The 23,744-nt window shown below is 70.5% G+C and carries 29 protein-coding genes and 2 tRNA genes; 13 read left to right on the forward strand and 18 right to left on the reverse strand.

Annotation, left to right across the window (positions count from 1 at the left end; all coding sequences use genetic code 11):
• Window positions 1-19: 19 nt before the first annotated feature.
• Window positions 20-1,225 (forward strand): MFS transporter, encoded by a 1,206-nt coding sequence (locus tag J3P30_RS10225; RefSeq protein WP_210480925.1) that lies wholly within the window; start codon window positions 20-22, stop codon window positions 1,223-1,225.
• 36 nt (window positions 1,226-1,261) lie between these two features.
• Here the strand turns inward: J3P30_RS10225 and J3P30_RS10230 are convergent.
• Together J3P30_RS10230 and orn are read right to left on the reverse strand one after the other, a co-directional pair.
• Window positions 1,262-1,337, reverse strand: a tRNA-His gene (locus J3P30_RS10230).
• 61 nt (window positions 1,338-1,398) lie between these two features.
• The gene (gene orn / locus J3P30_RS10235) at window positions 1,399-2,019 is read right to left on the reverse strand and encodes an oligoribonuclease (RefSeq protein ID WP_210480926.1); all 621 of its coding nucleotides are present in this window, start codon (window positions 2,017-2,019) and stop codon (window positions 1,399-1,401) included.
• A gap of 146 nt (window positions 2,020-2,165) precedes the next feature.
• Between orn and J3P30_RS10240 the strand changes: the two genes are divergently transcribed.
• The gene (locus J3P30_RS10240; protein WP_210480927.1) at window positions 2,166-2,381 is read left to right on the forward strand and encodes an SCO4848 family membrane protein; all 216 of its coding nucleotides are present in this window, start codon (window positions 2,166-2,168) and stop codon (window positions 2,379-2,381) included.
• Between the two features lie 13 nt (window positions 2,382-2,394).
• Here J3P30_RS10240 and J3P30_RS10245 read toward each other — a convergent pair whose 3' ends face one another.
• The 9 genes from J3P30_RS10245 to mgrA form a co-directional block, all read right to left on the reverse strand.
• Window positions 2,395-3,252 carry a glycerophosphodiester phosphodiesterase family protein gene (locus J3P30_RS10245; protein WP_210480928.1) on the reverse strand — a complete coding sequence of 286 codons (858 nt, stop codon included), beginning with the start codon at window positions 3,250-3,252 and terminating at the stop codon, window positions 2,395-2,397.
• A gap of 82 nt (window positions 3,253-3,334) precedes the next feature.
• The gene (locus J3P30_RS10250) at window positions 3,335-3,916 is read right to left on the reverse strand and encodes a hypothetical protein (RefSeq protein WP_210480929.1); all 582 of its coding nucleotides are present in this window, start codon (window positions 3,914-3,916) and stop codon (window positions 3,335-3,337) included.
• A gap of 157 nt (window positions 3,917-4,073) precedes the next feature.
• A complete protein-coding gene (locus tag J3P30_RS10255) occupies window positions 4,074-4,325 on the reverse strand; it encodes a hypothetical protein (protein WP_210480930.1) in 252 nt (83 codons plus the stop codon).
• Window positions 4,326-4,598: 273 nt separating this feature from the next.
• Window positions 4,599-4,674 (reverse strand) — tRNA-Arg (locus J3P30_RS10260).
• A 47-nt stretch (window positions 4,675-4,721) separates the two neighbouring features.
• On the reverse strand, window positions 4,722-5,159 hold the full coding sequence (locus J3P30_RS10265) for a MarR family winged helix-turn-helix transcriptional regulator (protein WP_307807472.1): 438 nt from the start codon (window positions 5,157-5,159) through the stop codon (window positions 4,722-4,724).
• Between the two features lie 40 nt (window positions 5,160-5,199).
• Window positions 5,200-5,946, reverse strand: coding sequence for a hypothetical protein (locus J3P30_RS10270; protein ID WP_210480932.1), 747 nt, complete (start codon window positions 5,944-5,946; stop codon window positions 5,200-5,202).
• A gap of 24 nt (window positions 5,947-5,970) precedes the next feature.
• Window positions 5,971-6,201, reverse strand: a complete 231-nt coding sequence (locus J3P30_RS10275; RefSeq protein ID WP_210480933.1) for a hypothetical protein — start codon at window positions 6,199-6,201, stop codon at window positions 5,971-5,973.
• A gap of 59 nt (window positions 6,202-6,260) precedes the next feature.
• On the reverse strand, window positions 6,261-7,211 hold the full coding sequence (locus J3P30_RS15610) for a DMT family transporter (protein WP_210480934.1): 951 nt from the start codon (window positions 7,209-7,211) through the stop codon (window positions 6,261-6,263).
• Entirely contained in the window at window positions 7,212-8,234 is a 1,023-nt protein-coding gene (gene mgrA / locus J3P30_RS10285; RefSeq protein ID WP_210480935.1) for an L-glyceraldehyde 3-phosphate reductase, read from the reverse strand.
• Between the two features lie 79 nt (window positions 8,235-8,313).
• On the opposite strand from mgrA, the gene msrA reads away from it, so the two are divergent.
• The 6 genes from msrA (at window position 8,314) to J3P30_RS10310 (ending at window position 12,539) form a co-directional block, all read left to right on the forward strand.
• Complete coding sequence (gene msrA, locus J3P30_RS10290; RefSeq protein WP_210480936.1) at window positions 8,314-8,841, forward strand: peptide-methionine (S)-S-oxide reductase MsrA; 528 nt, start codon at window positions 8,314-8,316, stop codon at window positions 8,839-8,841.
• Between the two features lie 162 nt (window positions 8,842-9,003).
• On the forward strand, window positions 9,004-9,456 hold the full coding sequence (locus J3P30_RS10295) for a single-stranded DNA-binding protein (protein WP_210480937.1): 453 nt from the start codon (window positions 9,004-9,006) through the stop codon (window positions 9,454-9,456).
• Between the two features lie 157 nt (window positions 9,457-9,613).
• Window positions 9,614-10,153, forward strand: a complete 540-nt coding sequence (locus J3P30_RS10300) for a PHP domain-containing protein (protein WP_246853257.1) — start codon at window positions 9,614-9,616, stop codon at window positions 10,151-10,153.
• Entirely contained in the window at window positions 10,150-10,281 is a 132-nt protein-coding gene (locus tag J3P30_RS15450; protein WP_282593732.1) for a hypothetical protein, read from the forward strand. Before J3P30_RS10300 ends, J3P30_RS15450 begins: the two co-directional genes overlap by 4 nt.
• A gap of 88 nt (window positions 10,282-10,369) precedes the next feature.
• Window positions 10,370-12,052, forward strand: coding sequence for an energy-dependent translational throttle protein EttA (gene ettA / locus J3P30_RS10305; protein ID WP_210480939.1), 1,683 nt, complete (start codon window positions 10,370-10,372; stop codon window positions 12,050-12,052).
• Between the two features lie 10 nt (window positions 12,053-12,062).
• A complete protein-coding gene (locus J3P30_RS10310) occupies window positions 12,063-12,539 on the forward strand; it encodes a thioesterase family protein (protein ID WP_210480940.1) in 477 nt (158 codons plus the stop codon).
• Here J3P30_RS10310 and J3P30_RS10315 read toward each other — a convergent pair.
• Entirely contained in the window at window positions 12,536-13,033 is a 498-nt protein-coding gene (locus J3P30_RS10315) for an SRPBCC family protein (protein WP_210480941.1), read from the reverse strand. The genes J3P30_RS10310 and J3P30_RS10315 overlap by 4 nt on opposite strands.
• Window positions 13,034-13,080: 47 nt before the next feature.
• Window positions 13,081-13,947, reverse strand: coding sequence for an acyl-CoA thioesterase II (locus tag J3P30_RS10320; protein ID WP_210480942.1), 867 nt, complete (start codon window positions 13,945-13,947; stop codon window positions 13,081-13,083).
• 60 nt (window positions 13,948-14,007) lie between these two features.
• Here J3P30_RS10320 and J3P30_RS10325 point away from each other — a divergent pair, with 60 nt between their 5' ends.
• Window positions 14,008-14,682: a hypothetical protein gene (locus J3P30_RS10325; RefSeq protein WP_210480943.1), complete on the forward strand. Its 675-nt coding sequence runs from the start codon at window positions 14,008-14,010 to the stop codon at window positions 14,680-14,682.
• Between the two features lie 13 nt (window positions 14,683-14,695).
• On the opposite strand, the gene J3P30_RS10330 is transcribed toward J3P30_RS10325, so the two are convergent.
• Window positions 14,696-15,097 carry a globin gene (locus tag J3P30_RS10330; protein ID WP_374058567.1) on the reverse strand — a complete coding sequence of 134 codons (402 nt, stop codon included), beginning with the start codon at window positions 15,095-15,097 and terminating at the stop codon, window positions 14,696-14,698.
• Between the two features lie 44 nt (window positions 15,098-15,141).
• Window positions 15,142-16,194: a mechanosensitive ion channel domain-containing protein gene (locus J3P30_RS10335; RefSeq protein ID WP_307807473.1), complete on the reverse strand. Its 1,053-nt coding sequence runs from the start codon at window positions 16,192-16,194 to the stop codon at window positions 15,142-15,144.
• 112 nt (window positions 16,195-16,306) lie between these two features.
• Between J3P30_RS10335 and J3P30_RS10340 the strand changes: the two genes are divergently transcribed.
• Window positions 16,307-16,729, forward strand: a complete 423-nt coding sequence (locus J3P30_RS10340; protein ID WP_210480945.1) for a glyoxalase/bleomycin resistance/extradiol dioxygenase family protein — start codon at window positions 16,307-16,309, stop codon at window positions 16,727-16,729.
• A gap of 3 nt (window positions 16,730-16,732) precedes the next feature.
• Here J3P30_RS10340 and J3P30_RS10345 read toward each other — a convergent pair whose 3' ends face one another.
• Genes J3P30_RS10345 through iolC form a run of 3 tightly spaced genes read right to left on the reverse strand, consistent with a single transcriptional unit; the run spans window position 16,733 to window position 20,500 of the window.
• A complete protein-coding gene (locus tag J3P30_RS10345; RefSeq protein ID WP_210480946.1) occupies window positions 16,733-17,956 on the reverse strand; it encodes a multidrug effflux MFS transporter in 1,224 nt (407 codons plus the stop codon).
• A 36-nt stretch (window positions 17,957-17,992) separates the two neighbouring features.
• Window positions 17,993-19,489 (reverse strand): CoA-acylating methylmalonate-semialdehyde dehydrogenase, encoded by a 1,497-nt coding sequence (locus J3P30_RS10350; protein ID WP_210480947.1) that lies wholly within the window; start codon window positions 19,487-19,489, stop codon window positions 17,993-17,995.
• A gap of 9 nt (window positions 19,490-19,498) precedes the next feature.
• Entirely contained in the window at window positions 19,499-20,500 is a 1,002-nt protein-coding gene (iolC, locus tag J3P30_RS10355; protein ID WP_210480948.1) for a 5-dehydro-2-deoxygluconokinase, read from the reverse strand.
• Between the two features lie 90 nt (window positions 20,501-20,590).
• On the opposite strand from iolC, the gene J3P30_RS10360 reads away from it, so the two are divergent.
• The 3 genes from J3P30_RS10360 to J3P30_RS10370 are packed head-to-tail and all read left to right on the forward strand — an operon-like array spanning window position 20,591 to window position 23,698.
• Window positions 20,591-21,892, forward strand: a complete 1,302-nt coding sequence (locus tag J3P30_RS10360; RefSeq protein ID WP_210480949.1) for an ABC transporter substrate-binding protein — start codon at window positions 20,591-20,593, stop codon at window positions 21,890-21,892.
• Window positions 21,893-21,899: 7 nt separating this feature from the next.
• The gene (locus tag J3P30_RS15615) at window positions 21,900-22,865 is read left to right on the forward strand and encodes a carbohydrate ABC transporter permease (protein WP_210480950.1); all 966 of its coding nucleotides are present in this window, start codon (window positions 21,900-21,902) and stop codon (window positions 22,863-22,865) included.
• On the forward strand, window positions 22,862-23,698 hold the full coding sequence (locus J3P30_RS10370; protein WP_210480951.1) for a carbohydrate ABC transporter permease: 837 nt from the start codon (window positions 22,862-22,864) through the stop codon (window positions 23,696-23,698). Before J3P30_RS15615 ends, J3P30_RS10370 begins: the two co-directional genes overlap by 4 nt.
• The last annotated feature ends 46 nt before the right edge of the window (window positions 23,699-23,744 follow it).

Raw genomic sequence — 23,744 nt, forward strand, 5'->3', positions numbered from 1 at the left:
GCCGGGCGGTCGTGCACGCGTGAGCGTTCCCGCCGCGCCCGCGCGCGATCGCCTCGTCCTCTGGGGGAGCGGTGTCTTCGCCGTCTTCGTCGTCAGCGGGATCGGGCTCGCGTCCTGGCTCGCCCGCATCCCCGCGATCCGCGACGGTCTGGACGTCAGCACGGCGCAGATGGGGTTCCTGCTCGTCGGCGGTGCGGGAGGAGCGATGGCCGGACTCCTCGTGGCCGGTCAGCTCGTCCACATGCTCGGCAGCAGACGGACGATCCTCTGGGGACTCACGGTCGCGGCGATCGGCATCGCGCTCGTGGGGATCGGAACCGACGTGCTGCACAGCTATGCCGTCGCCTTCGCGGGCTTCTTCCTCTTCGGGTCAACCTCCGCGGCGGCGGACGTCGCACAGAACGTCGAGGGCGGATCGGCGGAGCGGGCCATCGGCCGCAGCATGCTCCCGCTGTTCCATGCGGGCTTCAGCCTCGGCTCCGTCGCCGGGGCCGGCGTGAGCGCGCTGGTCGTCTACGCCGGAGTGCCGGTCTGGTCCCATCTGGCGGTGGTCGCGGCGGTGGTCGTCGTCGCGGTGGCCATCGCGACGCGTCCCCTCCTCGGGGATCGCCTCGCTCCCGGCGGCGACTCGGGGGAGTCCCGGCGCCCCGCCCTCTCCGAGCGGATGAAGGTGTGGCGGGACCCGGCCACGCTGCTGCTCGGACTCGTCGCTCTCGGCATGGCCTTCGCGGAGGGCAGCGCGAACGACTGGCTCGCCCTCGCCATGGTCGACGAGCGAGGACAGTCGGCCGCGACGGGGGCGCTCCTGCTCGGGCTGTTCACCGCGGCGATGACGGCCGGCCGCGTCGCCGGAGGCCCGGTCGTGGACCGGCTGGGTCGCGTCCTCGTTCTTCGGGCGTCCGCGGCCACGGCACTCGCCGGTCTCCTGCTCGTGATCTTCGTGGAGCAGCCGGTCGTGCTGGTCCTCGGGATCGTGCTCTGGGGCCTGGGCTCCGCGCTCGGCTTCCCGGTGGCGGTCTCCGCCGCCTCCGACAACGCCGAGACCGCGGCCTCCCGCGTGAGCGCGGTGTCCGTCATCGCCTACTCGGCGTTCCTCATCGGTCCGCCGCTGCTCGGAGTGCTCGGCGAGAACGTCGGGCTGCTGCGAGCGCTGCTCGTCGTCGCGGCCCTCATCGTGGTCGCCGGCATCGTCGCCCCTGCGGCTCGCGAGCCCGGGCGCCGCTGACCGCCTCGGACAGCGTCACGACGACGCGTGAAGTATTGGGGTGGACGACGGGACTTGAACCCGCGACATCCGGCACCACAAGCCAGCGCTCTACCAACTGAGCTACGCCCACCATGCCCGTCCTGCGACGGGGCGAACCCGCCCGGACTGCTCCGAGCGGACGATCGATTCTATTACAGCCGAGAGGCGAACTCCTCCACGACCGCCGTCGACACCGCCTGGACCTCCTCGGTCGTGGGACCGGGCGGCGCCACGAACGCGGCCTTGCGGTAGTACTCGAGCTCCCGGATCGACTCGAGGATGTCCGCGAGAGCACGGTGGCCTCCCGCCTTCTGCGGGGCGTTGAAGTAGATGCGGGGGAACCAGCGGCGAGCCAGTTCCTTGATCGAGGACACGTCCACGCTGCGGTAGTGGAGCCAGCCGTCCACCCGCGGCATGTACTTGCTGAGGAAGGCGCGGTCGGTGCCGATGGTGTTGCCGGCCAGGGGAGCCGTGCCGGCGGCGGGAACGAACCGCTGGATGTACTCGAGGACCTTGTACTCGGCGTCGGCGAGGCTGATCCCGTGGGGGATCTCCTCGAGGAGCCCCGAGTCGGTGTGCATCGTCCGGACGACGTCGTTCATGTTGTCGAGTGCGGACTGGTCCGGCCGGATCACGAGCGAGAGCCCGGGATCCACGGGCTGGAGATCGTAGTCGGTGATGACCACGGCCACCTCGACCAGCTCGTCCACCGCGAGGTCCAGACCCGTCATCTCGCAGTCGATCCAGACCAGTCGCTCGGAGCCGTTCGCCACCAGGCGAGTCTAGCCAGCCGCGGTGGCCGGGCGGCCGAGCCCGGAAGGCCCCGCAGTGCGGTCACCCGAGCCGCGGACGCCAGAGAGGCGGTGCAGCCCAGCTGGCGGACGGCGGAGCCGGGAGGGGCCCCACCTAGACTGTCGCGGTGACGACGACCCTGGCCGTGCTCCTGCTGCTCAACGGGATCTGGAACTTGGTCGTGTGGCCCGCGTTCTTCCGCCGCATCCTCCGCGACCCGCGCTCGCGCGACGCCTCCGGGCGCCCGACTCGCTTCCTGGTCGTGCACGCGACCCTCATCGGCGTCTCGCTGCTGCTCGCGGTGGCCTCGCTCGTGCTCGGCGTCGCCGGACTGCTCGCCTGAGCGGCGCCCGCGCTCAGGCGGTCTGGAGCGCCGCTCCCGACGTCGGCGCGGCAGCCGTCGTCGGGGCCGCCAGTGCCGCACGCAGCTCGCGGGGCCGATTCGTGGTGATCTCGGCGATTCCGAGCCCGAGGCAGAAGCGGAGGTCGTCCGGCTCGTCGATCGTCCAGGCCCGCACGGTGGTGCCCTGGGCGAGCCAGTCCAGGATGCGCTCGGGGCGGCGCCGCATCCACTCGATTGAGGGGCCGACGTGGGCGCTGCCCGCATCCACGAGCGCGTGAGCGGCGGGCTCGTCGTCGCCCCGCGGGTGCGTGAGCAGCATGACCAGGTGCGCCGGGACGCACTGGAGCAGGAGCCTCGCCGTCGCCTCGTCGAAGCACTGGAGCGAGATCTGCACCGCGTCCAGCAGGCCGAGTGCCGGATCCCATCCGGCCGCCTCCAGCTCGGACAGGACCGCATCGATCAGAGGGACGTCGGGACTGGCGCTCGCCTTGAGCTCCACGGCGAGGATGAGCGGACGTCCCGCTCCGCGGGCGAGCTCGAGCAGCGCGGCCAGGGTCATGAGCTGGCGGGCCGGGTCGCCGTGGGTGGCGGGGATGTCCTTGCCGCGGAGGAGGTCGAGGCGCGCGAGCTCGTCGAGGGTGTAGCCGGCGAGCTCGCCGTGACCCTCCGTGGTGCGGTCGACCGTGGGGTCGTGCCAGCAGACCGCGACGCCGTCCGCCGTAAGTCGCACGTCGGTCTCGATGCCGTCGGCGCCGTCGTCGAGTGCCTGCTGGTAGGCGGCGCGGGTGTGCTCGGGGTAGGCGGCGCTGGAGCCGCGGTGCGCGATGAGGCGCACGGCGTCGGTGCGGAGAGTCCAGGTCTCGTTCGTCACACGTCCATTCGGCCGGAGCCGGACGAACCGGGGGTGGAGCGATCATGAACGCCAGGTGGCGCGAGGAGGAAGACCCTGTCGGCTAGGAGCTGACCCAGTCGGTCACGACTGCGAGAACGGGCGTGATGACCGCGACGGTGAGGACGGCGAGCGACGTCGCCGTGATGAGCGGATGCCGCTCGAAGCGCTCCAGGTTGCGCCGATAGGGGGATCGGCGCAGCTGCGCCCAGGTCAGGGCGGGCTCGAGGACCCGGACGGGGACGTCGAAGTGATGGGCGGCGGCGTAGAGGTCGCGGCGGTGCCAGAGCTGTCCGCGCATGCGGAGCAGCGTCCGTCCGGCCGCGTCGACCATGAACAGCTGGTGGGTCACCTCGTCGAGGAGGGTGCGGTGCACGGGGATCACCAGGACCTCGGCGACGAGCTGGCGCGGCGTGAAGACCGTCGAGCGGAGATACGCGCGCTCGTAGATGCCGTCGGCGTCGAGCACGACCCCCGCTCCTCGCAGCCGCCCCGCGACCGCCGCGAATACGCCGGTCGCGGCGATTTGGGCGATCAGCACCGCCGGCCACCACCCGGTCGACGCCGTGACGATGTACAGCGCGGCGAACGCCGGAAGCGACATCGCGGCGAAGGACAGCCAGCCCTCGAGCCAGAGGTCCCGCATCGGGTGGATCCGCAGGGTCGACGCCTCGTCTTGCTGTCTCGCCCCCGCGTCCACAGTCCGACAGTCTGCCGGAGGACGGCCTCGTCGGGGCCGGGCGCGCCGGTCCGCCCCCGCGTACTGGGGGCAGAGCCGGGAGGGAGCGCGGTCGTGCCGGGGGCTACTCGACGCGCTGGCGGCGGTCGGTGAGCTCCTGCAGCAGGGTTTCCTTATCCTCGCCCTCGGAGGTGGCGAGCGCCTCGAGCGAGGTCGCGGCGATGTCGGCCACATCGACGGCGAGTTCGGTCGGGGAGTGGGTCTCGATGGCTGACTCCGCTATCTCGCGGGCCAGCTCCGACTCCGGTCCCCGTGCCGCCACGGCTGCCACCAGGCGCACGGAGTCATCGCGAATGGGTTCAGGTGAGTTCGGCATGCCGGCGACCTTTCGCTGTCACGCCCATACTGGTGCGCCGCGACCGGACCTTCAACGCCCTGCCCCCGCCGAGTGCGGGGGCCGGAAGGTAACGAAGAGGTACCGGCACTGTTGCCCCCCGAACGAGGGGCGCTATGTTGACCGCACGGGTGGCGAGAGAGCCGACTGGAACGGGTAGCCCGGCGGTGTAGTGGATCCTCTCGCCTGGAGCTCAGGCTCGGGAGGAACGAGCCTGAGCTCCGCACCCGGACCTCGTGCTCGGTCGTCGATCTGTGGCGCCCCGAGCAGGACTCGAACCTGCAACCTACGGATTAGAAGGCCGTTGCTCTATCCATTGAGCTATCGGGGCGGGCCGGGCAAGTCTACGGCCGGATCAGGGGAACTGGCGGCGCGCGATCAGGCGGCGAGTTCCGCCGCGGGCGTGAGTCGCTGCTCGATGATGTCGGCGGCGGCGGCGAGAGTTTCCGCCTCTTCGGTCGTGAGGCCGGCGAAGTACGGCGCCGCGGCCTGGGTGAGCCGGTCGCGCCACTCGAGCAGAGCGCGCTCTCCCTTGGGGGTCGTCGCGATGAGCCAGGCGCGGGAGTCCTCGACGTCCGCGATGCGGCGGATGTAGTCGTCGCCGGCGAGGTTCTGGACGAGCTTGCTCATGGTGGGCTGCGCCACCCGGCTAGCAGCCGCCAGATCGCCGAGTCGCAGCGGTCCCTCGGACCGGAGGACCGAGAGGGTCCGCCACACGGCGGGGGAGGTCTGGTCGCCCGTTGCCCGGGCGGCGATGCGAGTGAGGTGATGCGCCGACGTGATCAGCGACGCGAGGGTGTTCCGCGGATCGTTCACGTCGGTCGAGGATAACCGGCGCCATAGGCCGGCTATCCGATTACGCCTCCGGCGAAGCGCCACCGGCCCGTGCGACGGGACGGGCGAACTCCTCATCCGTCGGCGGCTCGACCTGGCCGGGCTCTCCCCGCTCGACGGAAGTCTCCGTCCGCGGAGCGTGCGGGACCGCAGGCTGCATGTCCGGGATCGCCGGCTCGATGCGAGCGGACGGCGCCTGCTGGGCCGCCCGGCCGGAAGGGACGGCGACCGCGGGCACGAGTGGCTCCCCGTCCGATGCGTTCCGCGCGTCGGACGCCTCGGCCCGCCAGCGGATGAGGTCAGCCTCGAAGAGCTTGCGCGCCCGCCGAGGGCGGCGGTGCCAGGAGATGAGGCGGTCGCGGAAGTCGGCGAGAGGCTGGTCGAACTCCAGGGAGAACACCGCGGAGGCTCGTCGAAGCCCGGCGATCTCGTGCGCGGCCCACTCGGCGGCCAACCGTGCGCCGCGCGCCGGGAGGAGGCGGAGTGCGAGGTCCGCCTCCGCCACCGCGCGCTCGATGAGGGTGCGCTCGCTCGGGGAGGACGAGCTCCACACCGAGGCTTGCCGCGCCGAGTCCACCAGCAGCCCGATCACGGCGGCTCGGCTCTCGCGGTCGCGACGGGCCAGCATGCGCCGCACGCTCGCTCGGGCGATCCACGCGGCCAGGAGCCCGGCGACGAGGATGGCGATGAAGGGCACCACACCGCCGAGCAGCACCAGCCGTCCGGAGTCCGTGTCGAGCCAGGCGATCAGGTTGTCCCACCACTGCATGGGTGGACTATAGGCCCGGCCTCGTCAGCCGAAGCGGAGGCAGTCCACCGCGTCGCCGAACGAGCGGAACTCACCGACCGGGAGGAAGGCGCGGCCGCTCGACGCGAGCCGCTTGGCGGCGAAGCGGCCGGAGCTCAGCTGCTCGACGTAGCCGAGGACGGCCCCCGAGGCGCGGGTGATGCGCCACAGGCCGTTGTTCAGCTGGACGAAGTCGACGCCGCTGCGCCGGGCGGCGACCGGAAGGGTCAAGGTCATGGTTCTGCTCCTCGTCTGTCCGGCAGCCGGCCCTGCCTCCGTGAACTTCTGCGAGGACGCTAAGACCTGCCTCCGACATCGGCGGAGGGCACGAGCGCGAGGTCCGCCTCGATGGGAGTTGCCACTCGTGGCCGGGACGTCTGGGCGAGCAGGATCCCGGCGAGGACGAGGCCGGCGCCCGCGGCCTGAGCGGGGGTGAGCGACTCGCCGAGCCACAGCCAGGCGATCGCGAACGCGAACACCACTTCGGCCGCCGCCAGGATGCCCGAGCGGGTCGCGCCCAGGCGCTTGATGGCGAGGTAGCTGAGGAGGTAGGGAGCGAAGGACCCCAGCACGATCACCCACGCGAGTCCGAGCCACACCGGAGCGGCCGGACCTGCTCCCGTCTCCACCGATGTGGTGAGGACCGACGGCGGGACCTCCCACCAGCGGCTGGGCACCGCCCAGAACAGGGCGGCGAAGAGCATCGACCAGAACGCCACCACCATGGGCGGCGCGTCCGCCACGCCCCGCTCGCCGAGCAGGAAGTAGGCGGCCAGGGCCGCCGCGGCCCCCAGTGCCGCGACGATGCCGAGGGCGTCGAGCTGGGCGGCCCCGACCTGGGCGACGACCGCGAGGCCACCGATCACCAGGGCGATCGCGCCCCAGAGGCGAGCTCGCACCGGCTCCGACAGGAACAGCCACGCCACGACCGCGACGAGCGGGACGCCGAGGTACTCGAGCAGCAGCGCGATCCCGACCGGCAGCCGGTCGATGGCCACGGCGTAGAGCCACTGCATCGCCGCCACGCCGATGACCCCGAGCAGGGCGCAGCCCAGCAGCGTCCGTCGCGACACTCGCAGGGATCGCCGGTCCATCGCGAGCACGAACGCGCCGGACAGGAGCGCGGCGCCCAGGCAGCGGAAGAAGGTCAGGGCGGCGGGGTCGACGCCGCCCTGCATCACGAGCTTCGCGACGGAGCCGTTGGCGCCGAAGAGGAGGGCGGAGAGCAGCCCGAAGACGTAGCCCACTCAGCGCAGCGCCGTGCCGTGCACGGCGTACGGGTCGATCTCCGCGATCTCCTCCTCGGTGAGCGGCGGCGCGTCCAGGGCGGCGAGGTTCTGGTCGAGCTGCTCGACGCTCGAGGCGCCGATGAGCGCCGAGGTGACCGTGGGCTGGCGGAGCACCCAGGCGAGCGCGAGCTGCGCGAGCGTCTGGCCCCGCCGCTCGGCGATCGCGTTGAGGGCCCGTGCGCGCTCCAGGTAGGTCTCGTCGATCCGGTCCGGGGAGAGGAACTGGCTGGTCGCGGCGCGGGAGTCCGGCGGGATGTCGCCCGCGAGGTAGCGGTCGGTGAGCAGGCCCTGCGCGAGCGGGGAGAAGGCGATCGAGCCGATCCCGTACTGCTCGAGGACGGGGAAGAGCCCCTCCTCGATGTGCCGGTCGAACATCGAGTAGCGCGGCTGGTGGATCACGAGCGGCACCTTGAGGTCGGCGAGGACCTCCGCGGCGCGCGCGGTCTGCTCCGGGCTGTAGTTGGAGACGCCGACGTAGAGCGCCTTCCCGCTCGTCACCGCGGTGGCGAGCGCGCCGGCCGTCTCCTCGATGGGCGTGTCCGGGTCCGGGCGGTGAGAGTAGAAGATGTCGACGTACTCGAGGCCCATCCGGCGCAGGCTCGCGTCCAGGGACGAGAGCAGGTACTTCCGCGATCCCCACTCGCCGTAGGGTCCGGGGTGCATGTAGTACCCCGCCTTCGTCGAGACGATGAGCTCGTCCCGGTAGGGCCGGAGGTCCTCGGCGAGGATGCGGCCGAAGTTGCGCTCCGCGGAGCCGGGCGGGGGCCCGTAGTTGTTGGCGAGGTCGAAGTGGGTGATGCCGCGGTCGAAGGCCCGGCGCAGGATGGCCCGCTGGCTGTCGAGAGAGCGCTCGTCGCCGAAGTTGTGCCACAGGCCGAGCGAGATCGGCGGCAGCAGCAGGCCGCTCCGACCTGTGCGACGGTAGTCGAGGATGCTGTATCGGTCGGGTGCCGCGACGTAGCGGGTCGAGTCTGCGCTCACCGCACCAGCCTAGGGAATGGCGTCCCGCCCACCCCTGTTGGACTTACCTGGGCCCGCAGCGGCCGGAGGAGGAGATGCAATGGAGACGTTCGTACTGGCAGGAGGCTGCTTCTGGTGCCTCGACGCGGTGTACCGCGACCTCAAGGGGGTCCAGGACGTGGTGTCCGGCTACACCGGCGGCACCGTGACGAACCCGAGCTACGAGCTCGTGTGCACGGGGACGACCGGCCATGCGGAGGCCGTCGCGGTCACCTTCGACCCCGACGTGATCCCGCGCGAGGTCATCCTCGACGTGTTCTTCACCCTGCACGACCCGCGGCAGCTGAACCGCCAGGGCAACGACATCGGCACGCAGTACCGGTCGGCGATGTACTACGCGAACGACGAGCAGAAGGAGCTGTTCGAGCGGGCGCGCGACCGCGCCGGCGAGTGGTGGGACGGCGGCATCGTCACGCAGATCGAGCCGCTGGGGGAGTTCTTCCGGGCGGAGGAGTACCACCAGGACTTCTTTGCGAAGAACCCCAACCAGGGCTACTGCCTGGCGGTCGCCGTGCCCAAGGTGAACAAGGTCCGCAAGGGCTACGCGGAGTACATCAAGGCCGCCTGAGCCCTGCACATGCGAAGGCCCGGCCCCGTTCCTCACGGGCCCGGGCCTTCGGCCGTCCGAGCAAGGCTCGCGCCCGCATCCTCCTGGACGGGGAGCCGGGCACTCCCACCGGCACCGCCCGGCTCCCTCCCACGCATCGACAGGAGGAGAACCTTGGCCCAGATGACGCTCACCGCGGTCGGCACGGTCGGCACGGATCCCAAGTACGTCCGCACGGCGGAAGGCGCCCACATCACCACCTTCCGCGTGGTCGTGCAGGAGCGCAGGTTCGACGAGAAGGAGCGGACCTGGAAGGACGGGGCCGCCAGCTGGCTCACGGTGACGACCTTCGGCAAGCTGGCGCTCAATGCGAAGGAGTCGATCCACCGGACCGACCGGATCCTCGTGACCGGTCGGGCGACGCTCCGCGACTGGCAGGACGAGAAGGGCCGGTCGGGCAGCACGCTCGACGTCGTCGCGGACGCGGTCGGTCCCGACCTGCTCTGGGGAACGGCGACGTACACGAGGCGGCCCGCAGGGGAGCCCGCCGCGGAACCGGTCCCGAGTGCCGGCGCTCCGGCACAGGGCGGGGACTGGGGTGCTCCGGCCCCTGCCGAGGCGGACCCTCCGTTCTGACCGGTTTCGGCGCGTTCCGGCCCGCTTGGGCACGCCTCTCCGAGGCTCGCTGCGCCCGGGACGCCGGCGCCGGAGTCGGGCAGGCGCGGATGTGCGGTCGCCGCCGAACGAGGGGATCGCCGTCGCCGGACACCGGTGCGAGGATTGCCCGATCGTGATGCCGGCCGACAGCCATGTCCACAGCGAATGGTCCTGGGACGCCCTCATGGGGTCCATGACGGCGACGTGTGCGAAGGCGGCCGCCCTCGGGCTGCCGGCGATCGCGTTCACCGAGCACGTCGACTTCACGCCGTTCCGGGCGGGCGAGCTGAAGGACACCTACCCGCAGTTCGTCGGGGACGACGGGATCCTCCGCGCCCCCGAGTTCGACGCCGAGGGGTACCTCGATGCCGTCGCGGAGCCGTATGCGCTGTACTCCGAGCAGGCGCCGGAGCAGGTGCTGGGCGACTACCTCGCCGAGATCCCGCGGATGATGGCCGGCTCGTCGCGGTTCGACGTGTGCACGCACATCGACTATCCGCTCCGGACCTGGCCCCGCCATGCGAGGCCCTTCGACCCTGGCGGCCATGAGGACGAGTTCCGGCTCGCCCTCCGGGCGGTCGCGGACGGCGGCCGCGCGGTCGAGGTCAGTGCCAGGATCCCGCTCGATCCGCTGATCCTCCGGTGGTGGATCGCCGAGGGGGGGGCGAGAGGGTGACCTTCGCGAGCGACTCCCATGAGCCCTGGAACCTCGCCAAAGGTCTCGCTGAGGTCGCCCGGATGGCGCAGCGGCACGGATTCGTGGAGGACCGACGCCCGGAGCTGCCCTGGCGTCTCGCCTCCTGATTCCGCTTGCGCGGGAAGAAGCGTCCTCGGAGGCGGCGCGTAGACTGGACGGCTGACTCAACCGCGCACGGCAGCTTAGGGATACAACGTGGCCGAATACATTTACTCGATGGTGCGCGCCCGCAAGGCGCACGGCGACAAGGTCATCCTGGACGACGTCACCATGGCCTTCCTGCCCGGCGCGAAGATCGGGGTGGTCGGCCCCAACGGTGCCGGGAAGTCCACGATCCTCCGGATCATGGCCGGTCTCGACCAGCCCAGCAACGGCGAGGCCAAGCTGAGCCCCGGATACACCGTCGGCATCCTCGAGCAGGAGCCGAACCTGGACGAGAGCGCGACCGTGCTCGAGAACGTCCAGCTGGGCGTCGCGGACACGAAGGCGAAGCTGGACCGCTTCAACGAGATCAGCGCCGAGCTCGCCGATCCGGACGCCGACTACGACAAGCTCCTCGGGGAGATGGGCACGCTGCAGGAGCAGATCGATGCCCTCGACGCCTGGGACCTCGACTCCCAGCTCGAGCAGGCGATGGACGCGCTCCGGACGCCGCCCGCCGACGCCCCGGTCGCGAACCTCTCCGGCGGTGAGAAGCGCCGCGTCGCGCTCTGCCGCCTCCTGCTCCAGAAGCCGGACCTCCTGCTGCTCGACGAGCCGACCAACCACCTCGACGCCGAGAGCGTGCTCTGGCTCGAGCAGCACCTCGCGAAGTATCCGGGCGCGGTCCTCGCGGTCACCCACGACCGTTACTTCCTCGACAACGTCGCGCAGTGGATCGCCGAGGTCGACCGCGGCCGCCTCTACCCCTACGAGGGCAACTACTCGACGTACCTGGAGAAGAAGCAGGAGCGCCTCCAGGTCCAGGGCAAGAAGGACGCGAAGCTCGCCAAGCGCCTCGCCGACGAGCTCGACTGGGTCCGCTCGAACGCGAAGGGCCGTCAGGCGAAGTCAAAGGCCCGCCTCGCCCGGTACGAGGAGATGGTCGCGGAGGCCGAGCGCACGAGGAAGCTCGACTTCGAGGAGATCCAGATCCCCGTCGGGCCGCGCCTCGGCAACCAGGTGATCGAGGCGAAGAAGCTCGAGAAGGGCTTCGGCGACCGGCTCCTCATCGACGGCCTCTCCTTCACGCTGCCCCGCAACGGCATCGTCGGTGTCATCGGCCCCAACGGCGTCGGCAAGACGACGCTCTTCAAGACGATCGTGGGCTTGGAGCCGCTGGACGGCGGCGAGCTGAAGGTCGGCGAGACGGTGCAGATCTCGTACGTCGACCAGAGCCGCGCCGGCATCGACCCGAAGAAGACGGTCTGGCAGGTCGTGTCCGACGGCCTCGACTACATCAGCGTCGGCAAGACCGAGATCCCGTCGCGCGCCTACGTCTCCACCTTCGGCTTCAAGGGCCCCGACCAGCAGAAGCCGGCCGGCGTCCTGTCGGGCGGCGAGCGCAACCGGCTCAATCTCGCGCTCACCCTCAAGCAGGGCGGCAACCTCCTCCTGCTCGACGAGCCGACGAACGACCTGGACGTCGAGACGCTCAGCAGCCTGGAGAACGCGCTGCTCGAGTTCCCCGGATGCGCCGTGGTGATCACGCACGACCGGTGGTTCCTCGACCGCGTCGCGACCCACCTGCTCGCGTACGAGGGCACCGAGGAGAACCCGGCGAACTGGTACTGGTTCGAGGGCAACTTCGAGGCGTACGAGCAGAACAAGGTCGAGCGGCTCGGGCCCGAGGCCGCGCGTCCGCACCGGACCACGTACCGCAAGCTCACCCGCAGCTGACGGGACCCGCGTGAGACTGCACGTGCCGATCCGGCTCCGCTGGTCGGACCTGGACGCGTACGCGCACGTCAACAATGCGGAGATGCTGCGCATCCTGGAGGAGGCGCGGATCCAGGCGTTCTGGGCCACCGACCCCGGTGACCCGGACTCGCCGTTCCCGACGACAGCGATCCTCGACGCCCGCCCCGGCTCCGCCACCCTCACGCTCATCGCGCACCAGGAGATGGAGTACCTCCTCCCGATCCCGTATCTCCGCGCGCCGCTCGACATCGAGCTGTGGGTGGGGCGGCTCGGCGGAGCGAGCCTGCAGGTCTGCTACGAGATCTACTCGCCCGAGCACGCCGAGCCCCGGCAGCTGTACTGCCGGGCGTCGACGACGATCGTGATGGTGGATGCCGCCACCGGCCGCCCGAAGCGGATCAGCGACCGCGAGCGCGCGGCCTGGGAGCCGTACGTCGAGGCGCCGGTCGTGTTCAGCCGCCGCTAGCGCGTCTTAGTGGGGCGGTCGGCGACCCCGCTCTCGTCGGGGGCTTCGACCAGCTCCGCCAGCCGGTCGAGCGACTCCCGCCAGCCGAGCTCGTTGTCCGCAGGGCTCACGCCCGGCGGCAGACCGTCGTGCACCGCGACGAGGTGGGTCCCGCCGTCCGAGTCGGACAGGGAGATCGTGATCCTCATCTCCCCGAGCAGAGCTGGGTCGTCGGACTCGAACTCGTCGACCTCGACGACGAGCCAGCCGGGCATGAGGCGCTCGAAGCGCCCGTGGTACGTGTCGGTGTGGCCGGTGGTCTTGCCCGCCGCGCCTGGGTCGTCGTAGGTGAGGGAGATCCGGAACCTCCCGCCCTGGCGCGCCTCGAACTCGTGAACGACGCACGTCATCGACGCGGGAGCCTTCCAGCGGGTGATCGCGTCGGGATCGATCAGGGCGCGGTAGACCGCGGCCGGTGGCGCCGCGATCTCACGGGTGACGCGGGTCGAGGTCACGGGGCGATGATCCCGCACAGCGCGGCGTCAGCGCCAGAGGAGCGGCGTCAGCGGGGGACGCGGATCATCCCCTCCTGGGCGACGCTCGCGACGAGGCGGCCCTGCCGATCCCAGATCCGGCCCTGCGCGAGGCCGCGCCCTCCGCCCGAGCTCGGCGACTCCTGCGTGTACAGCAGCCAGTCGTCGACCCGCGCGAACCGGTGCCACCACATCGCGTGGTCGAGGCTCGCCACCTTCAGGCCCGGCGTCGTCCAGGCGATGCCGTGCCTCCGCTGGATGGACTCGAGGATCGTGTAGTCGCTCGCGTACGCGAGCGCCGCGCGGTGCAGGTTCGCGTCGTCCGGAAGCGGACCCAGCGTGCGGAACCAGACCGCCTGCGAGGCCACCCGGTCGCCCTCGACGCGGAGGTAGATGGGGGAGGGCACGTGACGGATGTCGAAGGGGCGCGTCTCGGCCCAGAAGCGGGCGATCGGATGCTCGACGCCCGCGAGCGCCTCGGCCGCGGTCGGCAGGCTCTCGGGGTCCGGAAGGCCGTCCGGCGGCTCCTCCTGGTGCTCGAGCCCCTCGTCCTCGATCTGGAAGGAGGCGATCATCGAGAGGATCGGCACGCCCTGCTGGTACGCCTGCGTCCTGCGCGTCGAGAAGGACCGGCCGTCGTGGATGCGGTCGACGGCGAACGTGATCGGGTGCTGGACGTCCCCGGGACGGAGGAAGTACGCGTGCATGGAGTGCACGACGCGGTCCTCCGCGAGGGTCCGGATCGCGGCGAGCAGCGACTGCGCGAGCACCTGCCCGCCGAACACGCGGCCGTGCGGGTTCCACTCGGACGGGCCGGTGAAGATGTCCTCGCTCGTGCGCGCCCCGGTGTCCGTCAGGTCGAGCGCGTGAAGCAGGGACGCGAGCGGATCGGACAACAGGCCCCCTCATCGGCGCTCGCGCCGGATGCGAGGCTCGGTCAGTTAGTTTAGGAGGCCGTGGACCGCTCGATTCGCGTTGCCGACCCGCTCTCGATCGGCGATCTCATCACCTATCTCGGGCGCGCGGGGCGCGTGGAGGACGGGTCGGTGCGGCTCGTCGCCGGCTCCGGCGTCCTGGCCGTCTACACGGCGGTCCTCTACCCCGCGGGGATACTCGACGAGGGGCACACCGTCCTCGGTCTGCGGACCCTCGCCCTCGCCGACCAGGCGGAGTTCGACGCGGTCGTGCCGGTCCGCTCCCTGCTCGACCGGCTGCAGCGGGCCCAGCAGGCGTCCGACGATGGGCAGGCGCCGTCCATCGCGGTGCCGACCGAGGTGAGCACGGTGACCTGGGCGGGGATCTCGCCGCCCAGAGGCGGCTGGAAGCGGATCGGCTCGACGACCGGGGCCGCCCTCGAGACCGCGGCCCGCGCGGGCGTGGACGCCGTGGCGAACGCGCTGCCCGAGGGCACCGGCGAGCACATCGTGCGGAGGGTGCGCTCGGAGATCTGGGGCCGGCCAATCGAGGGCGTCGACCTGCCGGCGGGTGCCGGCTTCGCGGCGTGGTCCCTCGGCTTCCTCGGCGACCCTGCCGAGGAGATCCCGGTCTTCGAGGCGGGGGCCTGGACGCGGATCACGTCGCGGCGCGGCCACGTGCTCGTGCGGCGGCGCCCCTGGTCCCTGTTGGGATAGTCGGAGCGGCTGCTCAGCCCTCGAAGCGGTTGACCATGGCGTGGGCGGCGCGCTCGAGGTAGGCCCAGAGAGTGGCCTCCTGCAGGGGCGGGAGCTCGATCGAGTCGACCGCCGCCCGCATGTGCCGGAGCCACCGGTCCCGCTGATCCGGCGTCACGACGAAGGGCGCGTGCCGCATGCGCAGGCGGGGATGGCCGCGCTGCTCGCTGTAGGTGGTCGGGCCGCCCCAGTACTGCTCGAGGAAGCCGGTCAGCCGCTGGATCGCGGGCTCCAGGTCCTCCTCCGGATAGAGGGCGAGGAGGGGAGGATCGCTCGCGACGCCGCGGTAGAACTCGCGGACCAGGCGCTCGAAGGTGGGCCGGCCGCCGACCTGCTCGTAGAAGTTGCCCTGCATGGCCGGTCCGCCCTGTGACATGCGCAGGGTCACCGGGGAGGCCTCGCGCGGGCCCTCGTCGCTCATCAGCTGCTTCCGTCCGGCTTGGGGGCCTTCGCGGCCTTCGGACGCGCCGGCGTGGCCGCCTCGGTCGTCTTCGTGCGGGGAGGGTGGGTCTTCTTCTGCGGGAGGGCGGCGATGGACTCGGTCCTCGTCGGGGTCTTGGCGCCCTTGACGCTCGCCGCACCGTCGAAGCCGGAGAGCACGACGGTGTTGAGGGAGGGCAGCTTGACCTCCATCTCGTCGAGGGCGCGCTTCAGTCGCATCCGGAGCTCCCGGGCGACGTCGTCCCGGGCCGAGGTCCGCGTCTTGACGACGAGCCGGATGACGAGCGCCTCCGAGGAGATCGACTCGAGGCCCCAGATCTCCGGGCGCTCGAGGATCGCCGGGCGCCACTTCGCCTCCTCGACCAGCGCCTGCGCGGTCTCCAGCATGCGGTCCTGCACGGCGTCGATGTCGGCGTCGTAGGGCACGGCGAGGTCCACGATGACCCTCGCCCAGCCCTGCGACATGTTGCCGACCCGCAGGATCTCGCCGTTGCGCACGTACCAGAGGGTGCCGTTGACGTCGCGGATCTGGGTGGTGCGGATGGCGACGTTCTCGACGACGCCCGTCGCCTGTCCGGTGTCCACGACGTCGCCCACGCCGAGCTGGTCCTCGATCACGAGGAAGAGGCCGTTGAGCACGTCCCGGACGATGTTCTGGGCGCCGAAGCCGAGTCCCGCGCCGAGCGCGGCCGTGATGAGCGAGAACGCGCCGGTGATGTTCGGGTTCAGCGCCGTCACGATGAGGAGCAGCGCGATGATGACGATCGTCACGGTGACGATGTTGTTGAGCACCGAGCCGAGGGTGCGGGCGCGCTGCACGACCCGGACCGCCTGCAGCGGCGTGGCGTGCAGCGCCTGCGTGTCCGTCACGCGCTGGCGCTTCTTGACACCGTGGACGATGCGCTCGACGACGCTGCGCACCACGTAGTGCAGGGCGATGCGGGCGACGATCGCGACGATGATCACCCCGAGGATGTAGATCGGGGTGCCCCAGATCTTCCAGAACAGATCCCAGTCGGTGATCGCCGCCACTACATCCGCCATTCCAGCCCGCACGTCCGCCACTCAAGCCCCCCTGTCTCGCAGCCGGACAATTGTAGGGAACGCTCCTGGGCGTGCGATCCGTGCCCTCTACGCTGTGCCCATGACGGACAAACCGACGGGTGGAGTGCGGCAGCTGCGGCTGGTCGTGGAGGCGGAGGACTGGGAGGAGGCGGTCCGGTTCTACCGGGACGTCCTCGGCATGCCGGAGGAGGAGGCGTACGCGGGGGAGGGCGGCGCGCAGGTGATCATCCTCGACGCCGGCCGGGCGACCCTGGAGCTGTCGAATCCGGCGCAGGTGCGGATGATCGATCAGGTGGAGGCCGAGGGACAGCGCAGCGACCGGCTGCGCGTCGCGCTCGAGGTCGACGACTCGGCGGGCGTCACCGACCGCGCGGTCGAGGGCGGGGCGGAGCTCATCGCGACGCCCCGGGAGACGCCGTGGCGGTCGCTGAACTCACGGCTGCGCGCGCCGGCGGGCCTCCAGGTCACGCTCTTCCAGGAGCTCGTCCAGCCCAGCGAGTGACCCTCAGTCGGGAAGCGGCGGCACCGACCGCGGCCGCACGACGAAGAGGATCGCGGCGAGACCCAGCGCCGCGGTGATGGCGATGACACCGGCCATCGGGCCGGCTGTCTCCGTGCCGACGACACCCATGACGGGCGATATGGCGCCGGCGAGGCCGAAGTTGATCGCGCCGAGAACCGACGCGGCGGTCCCGGCCTCCGGTCCGTGCGGTGCGAGCGCGAGCACCTGGATCATCGGCAGGCCGAACCCGCACGCGGTCACGAAGACGAAGAGCGACACGACCGTGACACCTATGCCGAGGCCCTGACCGGCGATGACCGCCATGGCGGCGCCCAGCTGGAACAGGGTGGAACCGAGCAGGATCCATTGCGGGCCGATCACGCGGGTGAGCCGGGCACTGAGCTGGACCCCGGCGAAGAGTCCCAGTGAGTTGATGGCGAACAGGAGACCGTACTCCTGGGGGCTGAAGCCGTAGAGGCCTTGGAAGAGGAACGGGGAGGAGGCCAGGTACGCGAACAGCCCGGCGAAACGGAGACCGCCGACGATCGCGACGCCGACGAACACTCGGTCCGTGAAGAGAGCCCGGTAGCGGTCGCGGGTCCGTCGCCGCTGCTCGCTGCCGACCACGATGCCGGGACGGGTCTCGCTCACGAGGAAGGCGGCGACGACGGCGGCGAGCAGACCGTAAACGGCGAGGAACGTGAAGATCCCGCGCCAGTCGGTCACGCGCAGGATCTGTGAGCCGATGACGGGCGCGACGATCGGCGCGAGTGACGCCACGAGCGACATCCGGGCGAGCATGACGACGAGCCGGCGACCGCCGAAGAGATCCCGGACGAGGGCCATGGCCACCACCATCGCGCCGGCCGCTCCCGCGCCCTGCAGGACTCGGAACACCACCAGCCAGGTGGCATCCGGAGCGAGCGCCGCACCCGCGCATGCCCCCATGTGCAGGAGTGTCGTGACGCCGAGAGGGACACGACGGCCGACTCTGTCGCTCCACGGCCCGACGAGGAGCTGTCCCACCCCGAAACCCACGATCGTGGCGGTCAGGGTGAGCTGGACCGCCGCGTCCCCCACTTCGAGCTCGTCCCGGAGGGACGGGAAGGCGGGGAGATAGAGGTCGATCGTGAAGGGACCGAGCGCCACCAGGGCGCCGAGGACGGTGATGAGGACCCCCCGGCGTCGCGGGGACAGCGCGTCTCCGGGATGCGGTCCGGCGATCACGGGCGGAGGGGGCGGAGCCCGGTCACAGGAGCGGTCTCAGTTCTGGGGGAAACCCAGGTTGATGCCGCCGTGCGACGGGTCCAGCCATCGGGAGGTGACGGCTTTCTCGCGGGTGAAGAAGCCGAAGCCGCTGGCCCCGTATGCCTTGACGTCCCCGAACAGAGACTCCTTCCATCCGCCGAAGGAGAAGTAGGCGACGGGAACGGGAATGGGCACATTGATGCCGATCATCCCCACCTCCACTTCGCGCTGGAACCGCCGGGCGGCGCCGCCGTCGTTGGTGAACACCGCGGTTCCGTTGCCGTAACGGCCGCTGTTGATGAGCTGGACGCCCTCCTCGAAGGAGGACACTCGCACGACGCCGAGCACGGGACCGAAGATCTCGTCCGTGTACACAGGGGACGAGGTGGGGAGATGGTCGATCAGCGTCGGGCCGAGCCAGAACCCGTCCGGGTCGCCGTCGACCTCCACGCCGCGGCCGTCGACGACGACAGCCGCACCGTCCGAGGCCGCGACGTCGAGGTAGCCCGCCACCTTGTCGCGGTGCTCACGGGTGATCAGCGGCCCCATGTCGCAGCCGCGGGTTCCCTCTCCCACCCTCAGGCGGCTCATCCGCTCACGGATCTTCTGGACCAGTGCGTCCGCGATGGGCTCGACCGCGACGAGGACGCTGATCGCCATGCAGCGCTCGCCGGCGGAGCCGAAGCCGGCGTTGATCGCGGAATCGGCGGCGAGGTCGAGGTCCGCGTCGGGCAGCACCAGCATGTGGTTCTTCGCGCCGCCGAGGGCCTGCACTCTCTTGCCGGCCGCCGTGCCGCGCTCGTAGACGTACTTCGCGATGGGCGTGGAGCCGACGAAGGAGACAGACGCGATATCGGGGTGCTCGAGGAGCGAGTCGACCGCTTCCTTGTCGCCCTGCAGGACGTTGAACACCCCGGACGGCAGGCCGGCTTCGGCGAGGAGCTCGGCCAGCCAGAGCGCGGCCGACGGGTCCTTCTCGCTGGGCTTCAGCACGACAGTGTTGCCGGCTGCGAGCGCGATGGGGAAGAACCACAGGGGCACCATCGCCGGGAAGTTGAAGGGACTGATGATGCCGACCACCCCGAGGGGCTGACGGAGCGAGTAGACGTCCACGCCGGTCGACACGTTCTCGCTGTACTCACCCTTGAGCAGGTGCGGGAATCCCGTCGCGAGCTCGACGACTTCGAGACCGCGGGCGACTTCGCCCAGGGCGTCGTCGAGCACCTTGCCGTGCTCCGCCGTGATGATCGCGGCGAGCTCCCGCTTGCGTGCGTTGAGGAGCTCGCGGAAGGAGAAGAGGACCTGCTGGCGCTTCGCGAGCGAGAGGTCCCGCCAGGCCGGGAAGGCCGCCTTGGCGGTCGCGATCGCCTCTTCGGCCTCGGAGCGGGAGGCGAGGGCGACCCGGGCGGTCTGACGCCCGGTGGCGGGGTTGTAGACGGGACCGAACCGGCCGCCGGCGCCGTCGCGGGGGGCGCCGTCGATCCAGTGGGGAATGGTGACGATGTCGTGCACTGGGAGTCCTTACGTGGTGGTGGAGCCTGAGGCGGCGAGGAGGTCGTCCACCTCTGCGGTGGTGGGCATGGCGGTGGAGCATTCGAGGCGGCTGGCGACGAGGGCGCCGGCCGCGCTTGCGAAGCGGATGGCGCGCTCGAGCGGCCAGGCGGAGAGCAGCGCGAAGCAGAGTGCGCCGCCGAAGCCGTCGCCGGCGCCCAGGCCGTTCACGACCTCGACGGGCGTCGGCGGTACCTCGACCGTGTCGTCGGCGGTCTTGGCGAGCACACCCTTCGGGCCCTGCTTGATCACGGCGAGCTGGACGCCACGGTCGAGCAGCGCGTCCGCCGCGGCCTCGGGCCTCCGCTGTCCCACAGCGATCTCGCACTCCTCGAGGTTGCCGACCGCGACGGCGACCTTGTCGAGCGCGTGGCCGATCTCTTCACGCGCCTCCGCTGCGTCCTGCCAGAACCCGGGACGGTAGTCGAGATCCAGGATGGTGAGCGGGGCCCGCCCGCGCGCGTCCCAGGCGGCGTGCTGCGCGGCTCGGCTCGGCTCCCGAGAGAGCCCCGTCGCCGTCGACCAGAAGGCCCTCGCTTCCACGATCGCATCCATGTCGAGCTGCTCTGGGCCGATGCCGAGCTCCGGAGGCACCTCGTCCCGGTAGAAGTAGAGCGGGAAGTGGTCCGGGGGCTGGATCTCGCAGAACGCGATCGTGGTCCGCGCTCCCGCCACCGGGGTGATCCACCTGCTCTCGACGCCCAGCCGCGCGGCCTCCTCCTTGGCGAATCGACCGAAGGGATCATCTCCCGTCCGCGTGATCACGCCTGCGGCGAGTCCGTGACGAGCCGCGGCCACGGCCACGTTCGTGGGGCTCCCGCCGAGGAACTTGCCGAAGCTGGTCACATCCTCCAGGCGTGCCCCGCTCTGCAGGGGATACAGGTCGACTCCGATGCGGCCGAGCGTCAAGAGGTCCAGCCGGCCCCGAAGGCCGTGTACTGACGACGTCGATGTCGTACTTTGTTCGGACATAGACACATATTGTCATAACCACTATGGTCGGGCACGGACGGTGTGCGACGCCGCCCTTGCAGCAAGAACTCAATGAAGAGGAGAGATGCCGTGCGCAGAGGCACGATCGGGACCGCGGTCGCCGTGGTCAGCATCGCCGGTCTGACATTGACCGGTTGTTCGGGCAGCGGAGGGGACGCCGGAGGAGGATCCGGCGGAGGAACGACCCTCACGCTGTGGCACAACACCCAGGACCCGGCCGCGGTGCTCGGGATCTACGAGGCCTACGAGAAGGCCACCGGGAACACGATCGAGCTCGTTCCGATCACGTCGGACGGCTTCGAGGACGCCACGCTCACCAAGTGGGCCACCGGCGACCGGCCGGACATCCTCGAGTTCCACGCCACGACGTCCTACATCACCATGCTCAACCCGGTCGAGAACCTGCAGGACCTGAGCGATGAGGAGTTCGTCGAGAAGTCCGGGCCCCTCTACGACATGGGCGGGCGGGGTGCCGACGGCAAGGTCTACGCGGCGATCACGAACTTCCCCGAGGTCTGGGGCCTCTACTACAACAAGGCCGTCCTGGCCGAGCACGGGCTCGAGCCGGCACGGACCGCCGACGACCTCGTCGCGCAGTGCGAGACGCTGAAGGCGGCCGGAAAGGTCACCCTGTCGGAGGCCGGCGGCTCCGTCTGGCCGCCCGTCGGCATCCCCTGGCTGTACGGGAGCTCGGTCGCCGAGGACGGCTGGTCGGAGTCGGTCGTCGCCCGTGAGGCCAAGGTCAACGACCCTGACTCCCCAGTGCTGGCGGGGATCGAGTACTACAAGTCGCTGCTCGATGCCGGCTGCATGAACCCGGACATCGCCACGGCGACGTTCGAGGACTCGGTCGCTCAGGTGCTGAACGGCGAAGCCGCCTACCAGCTGATCCACTCCAACATCGCTCCGGTCTACGTGGACGCGGCGAACGGAGATGCCGCCCTGGTGGACGAGTCGGTGGGCTTCACCGGCTGGGGCGCCGAGGCGGTCACGATCGTCAACCCCGGCCCGATCGGCAGCTACCTGCTCCCGAAGACCGGCGACGCGGCCAAGGAGGAGGCCGCCCGGGAGTTCATCCGCTTCGCCACCGGCGAGCACTACCCGGACTACATCGAGGAGTCCGGCACCTTCCCCGTGATCGAGGGCGTCGACGACCCGGAGGCCTCCGAGCTGATGAAGTCGATCAAGAAGGCCTACGACGACGGGCCCCAGGTCGCCATGTTCCACGCCGATCTGCCGGGCGGCATGGCGGGCTACGTCCCGCTCGCCTCCGAGCTGATCGCCGGTCAGAGCTCTCCGAAGGAGATCGTGGACGCGCTGGACACGCAGATGGTCCAGGCCGCGAAGTCGATGGGCCTCGAGGGCTGGTAGGCCGACCGTGAAGACCGTCCTTCCCGACGCGCCCGCGGCTTCCGACCGCGCGGACGTCGGAGGCAGCCGGTCGACGGGAGAGGCGGGCGCCGCCCGCCTCTCCCGGGGCCGCCGGATCGTGCGGAGCGGGGTGTGGTTCGCGCTTCCCGCCATCGTGTTCGTCGGCGTCTTCTTCGTGCTGCCCCAGCTCTACAACCTCCGGTTCGCCTTCAGCAACTGGACCACCTACAGCTCGAACATCACCTGGAACGGGTGGTCGAACTTCGAGACCCTGATCGGTCAGGGGCTCCTGTTCACTCCGATCGGTGTGACCATCGGCTATGCCGTCATCGCGATGGTGACGCAGAACGTGGTCAGCCTGGCGCTGGCTTACGCGATGCGGGACAGCACCCGGCTCAACGGCTTCTTCCGGTCGCTCTACTTCTTGCCGGTGCTGCTCTCGCCGCTCGCGGCGGGCTACATCTGGCGCGGTCTCCTCGCGTCGGACGGACCGCTCAACGACTTCATCGGGATCTTCGTGCCGGGGTTCGACTGGTCGTGGCTGGGTGAGACGTCCACCGCGCTCGCGGCCGTCGCCTTCGTCGACGCGTGGAAGTGGATCGGGCTGACGACCCTGGTCTACATCGCGGGCATCAACGCGGTGCCGAGGGACGCGCTCGAGGCTGCCGTGATCGACGGCGCCACCGCATGGCAGTCCTTCTGGCGCATCACCTTCCCGATGCTTGCGCCGGCCTTCACCTTCAACGTCGTCGTCACGCTCGTCGGAGCGTTCAGCGCCTACGACGTCATCGCGGCCACCACCGGCGGCGGTCCAGGGGATTCGACTCGCGCACTCAACATCGTCCTCCGCATGCAGTGGGGACTCGGCAACTTCGGCGCAGGGAGCGCGCTCGGCCTCACGGTCACCGCTCTGGTGATCGTCGTCGCGATCCCGCTCGTGTGGTGGCTCCGGCGCAGGGAGGCGAAGGCATGACGCGCCGCACGAGGCTGTTCAGTACCCTTCGCTACCTGGCGCTCGCCCTGTTCGCCATCCCGTGGGTCGGTGTGCCGGTGTGGATGGTGATCGTCAATTCGATGAAGCTGCCGGGCGAGGCCGCCGCGCTCGACCTGACGCTGCCCCAGCAGTGGAACGCCACCGAGAACTACACCGCGGTGTTCGTGCAGGGGAATTACCTCCAGGCGCTCGGCAACAGCCTCCTCGTGAGCCTCCCGACCATCCTCGCGGTCGCGCTCATCGGAGCCGCCGCCTCGTGGGCGTTCGGGCGGAGCCGATCCAAGGGGATGCAGATCGCGTTCTACGTGATCTCGCTGTCGATGCTGATGCCGCCCACCCTGATCCCGACCATCTACCTGCTGAGGGAGCTTCAGCTCGACGGGACCACGCTCGGCTACATCCTCGTGCTGATCGGCACGCGGATGGGGATCGTGGTCTTCCTCACGACGGGATTCGTGCGGAGCATGCCGGAGGACCTCGAGGCCGCGGCCGCGATCGACGGGGCCAGCAGGCTGCAGGTGTTCTTCCAGATCATCCTGCCGCTCCTGTCGCCGGTGCTCTTCGTGGGGAGCGTCATCCTCATCATCACGGTGTGGGGGGACTTCTTCTTCGCCCAGTTCCTCATCCCCGGCTCCGGCCGGGCGACGCTGCCGCTCTCCCTGTACTCGTTCGCGAACAGCTCGGCGCAGAGCCTCCGCTGGAATCTCGTGTTCGCGCACGTGCTGATGACAGGTCTACCGCTCGTCCTCGCGTTCGTGTTCGCCCAGAAGCGGGTCATCGGCGGCCTCACGGAGGGCGCGTTGAAGGGGTAGACGACGCGTTCGGATGGACTGCAGTGCGCGAACGACCGGAGTTTCG

Source organism: Naasia sp. SYSU D00948, from assembly GCF_017916515.1.
GTDB lineage: Bacteria > Actinomycetota > Actinomycetes > Actinomycetales > Microbacteriaceae > Naasia.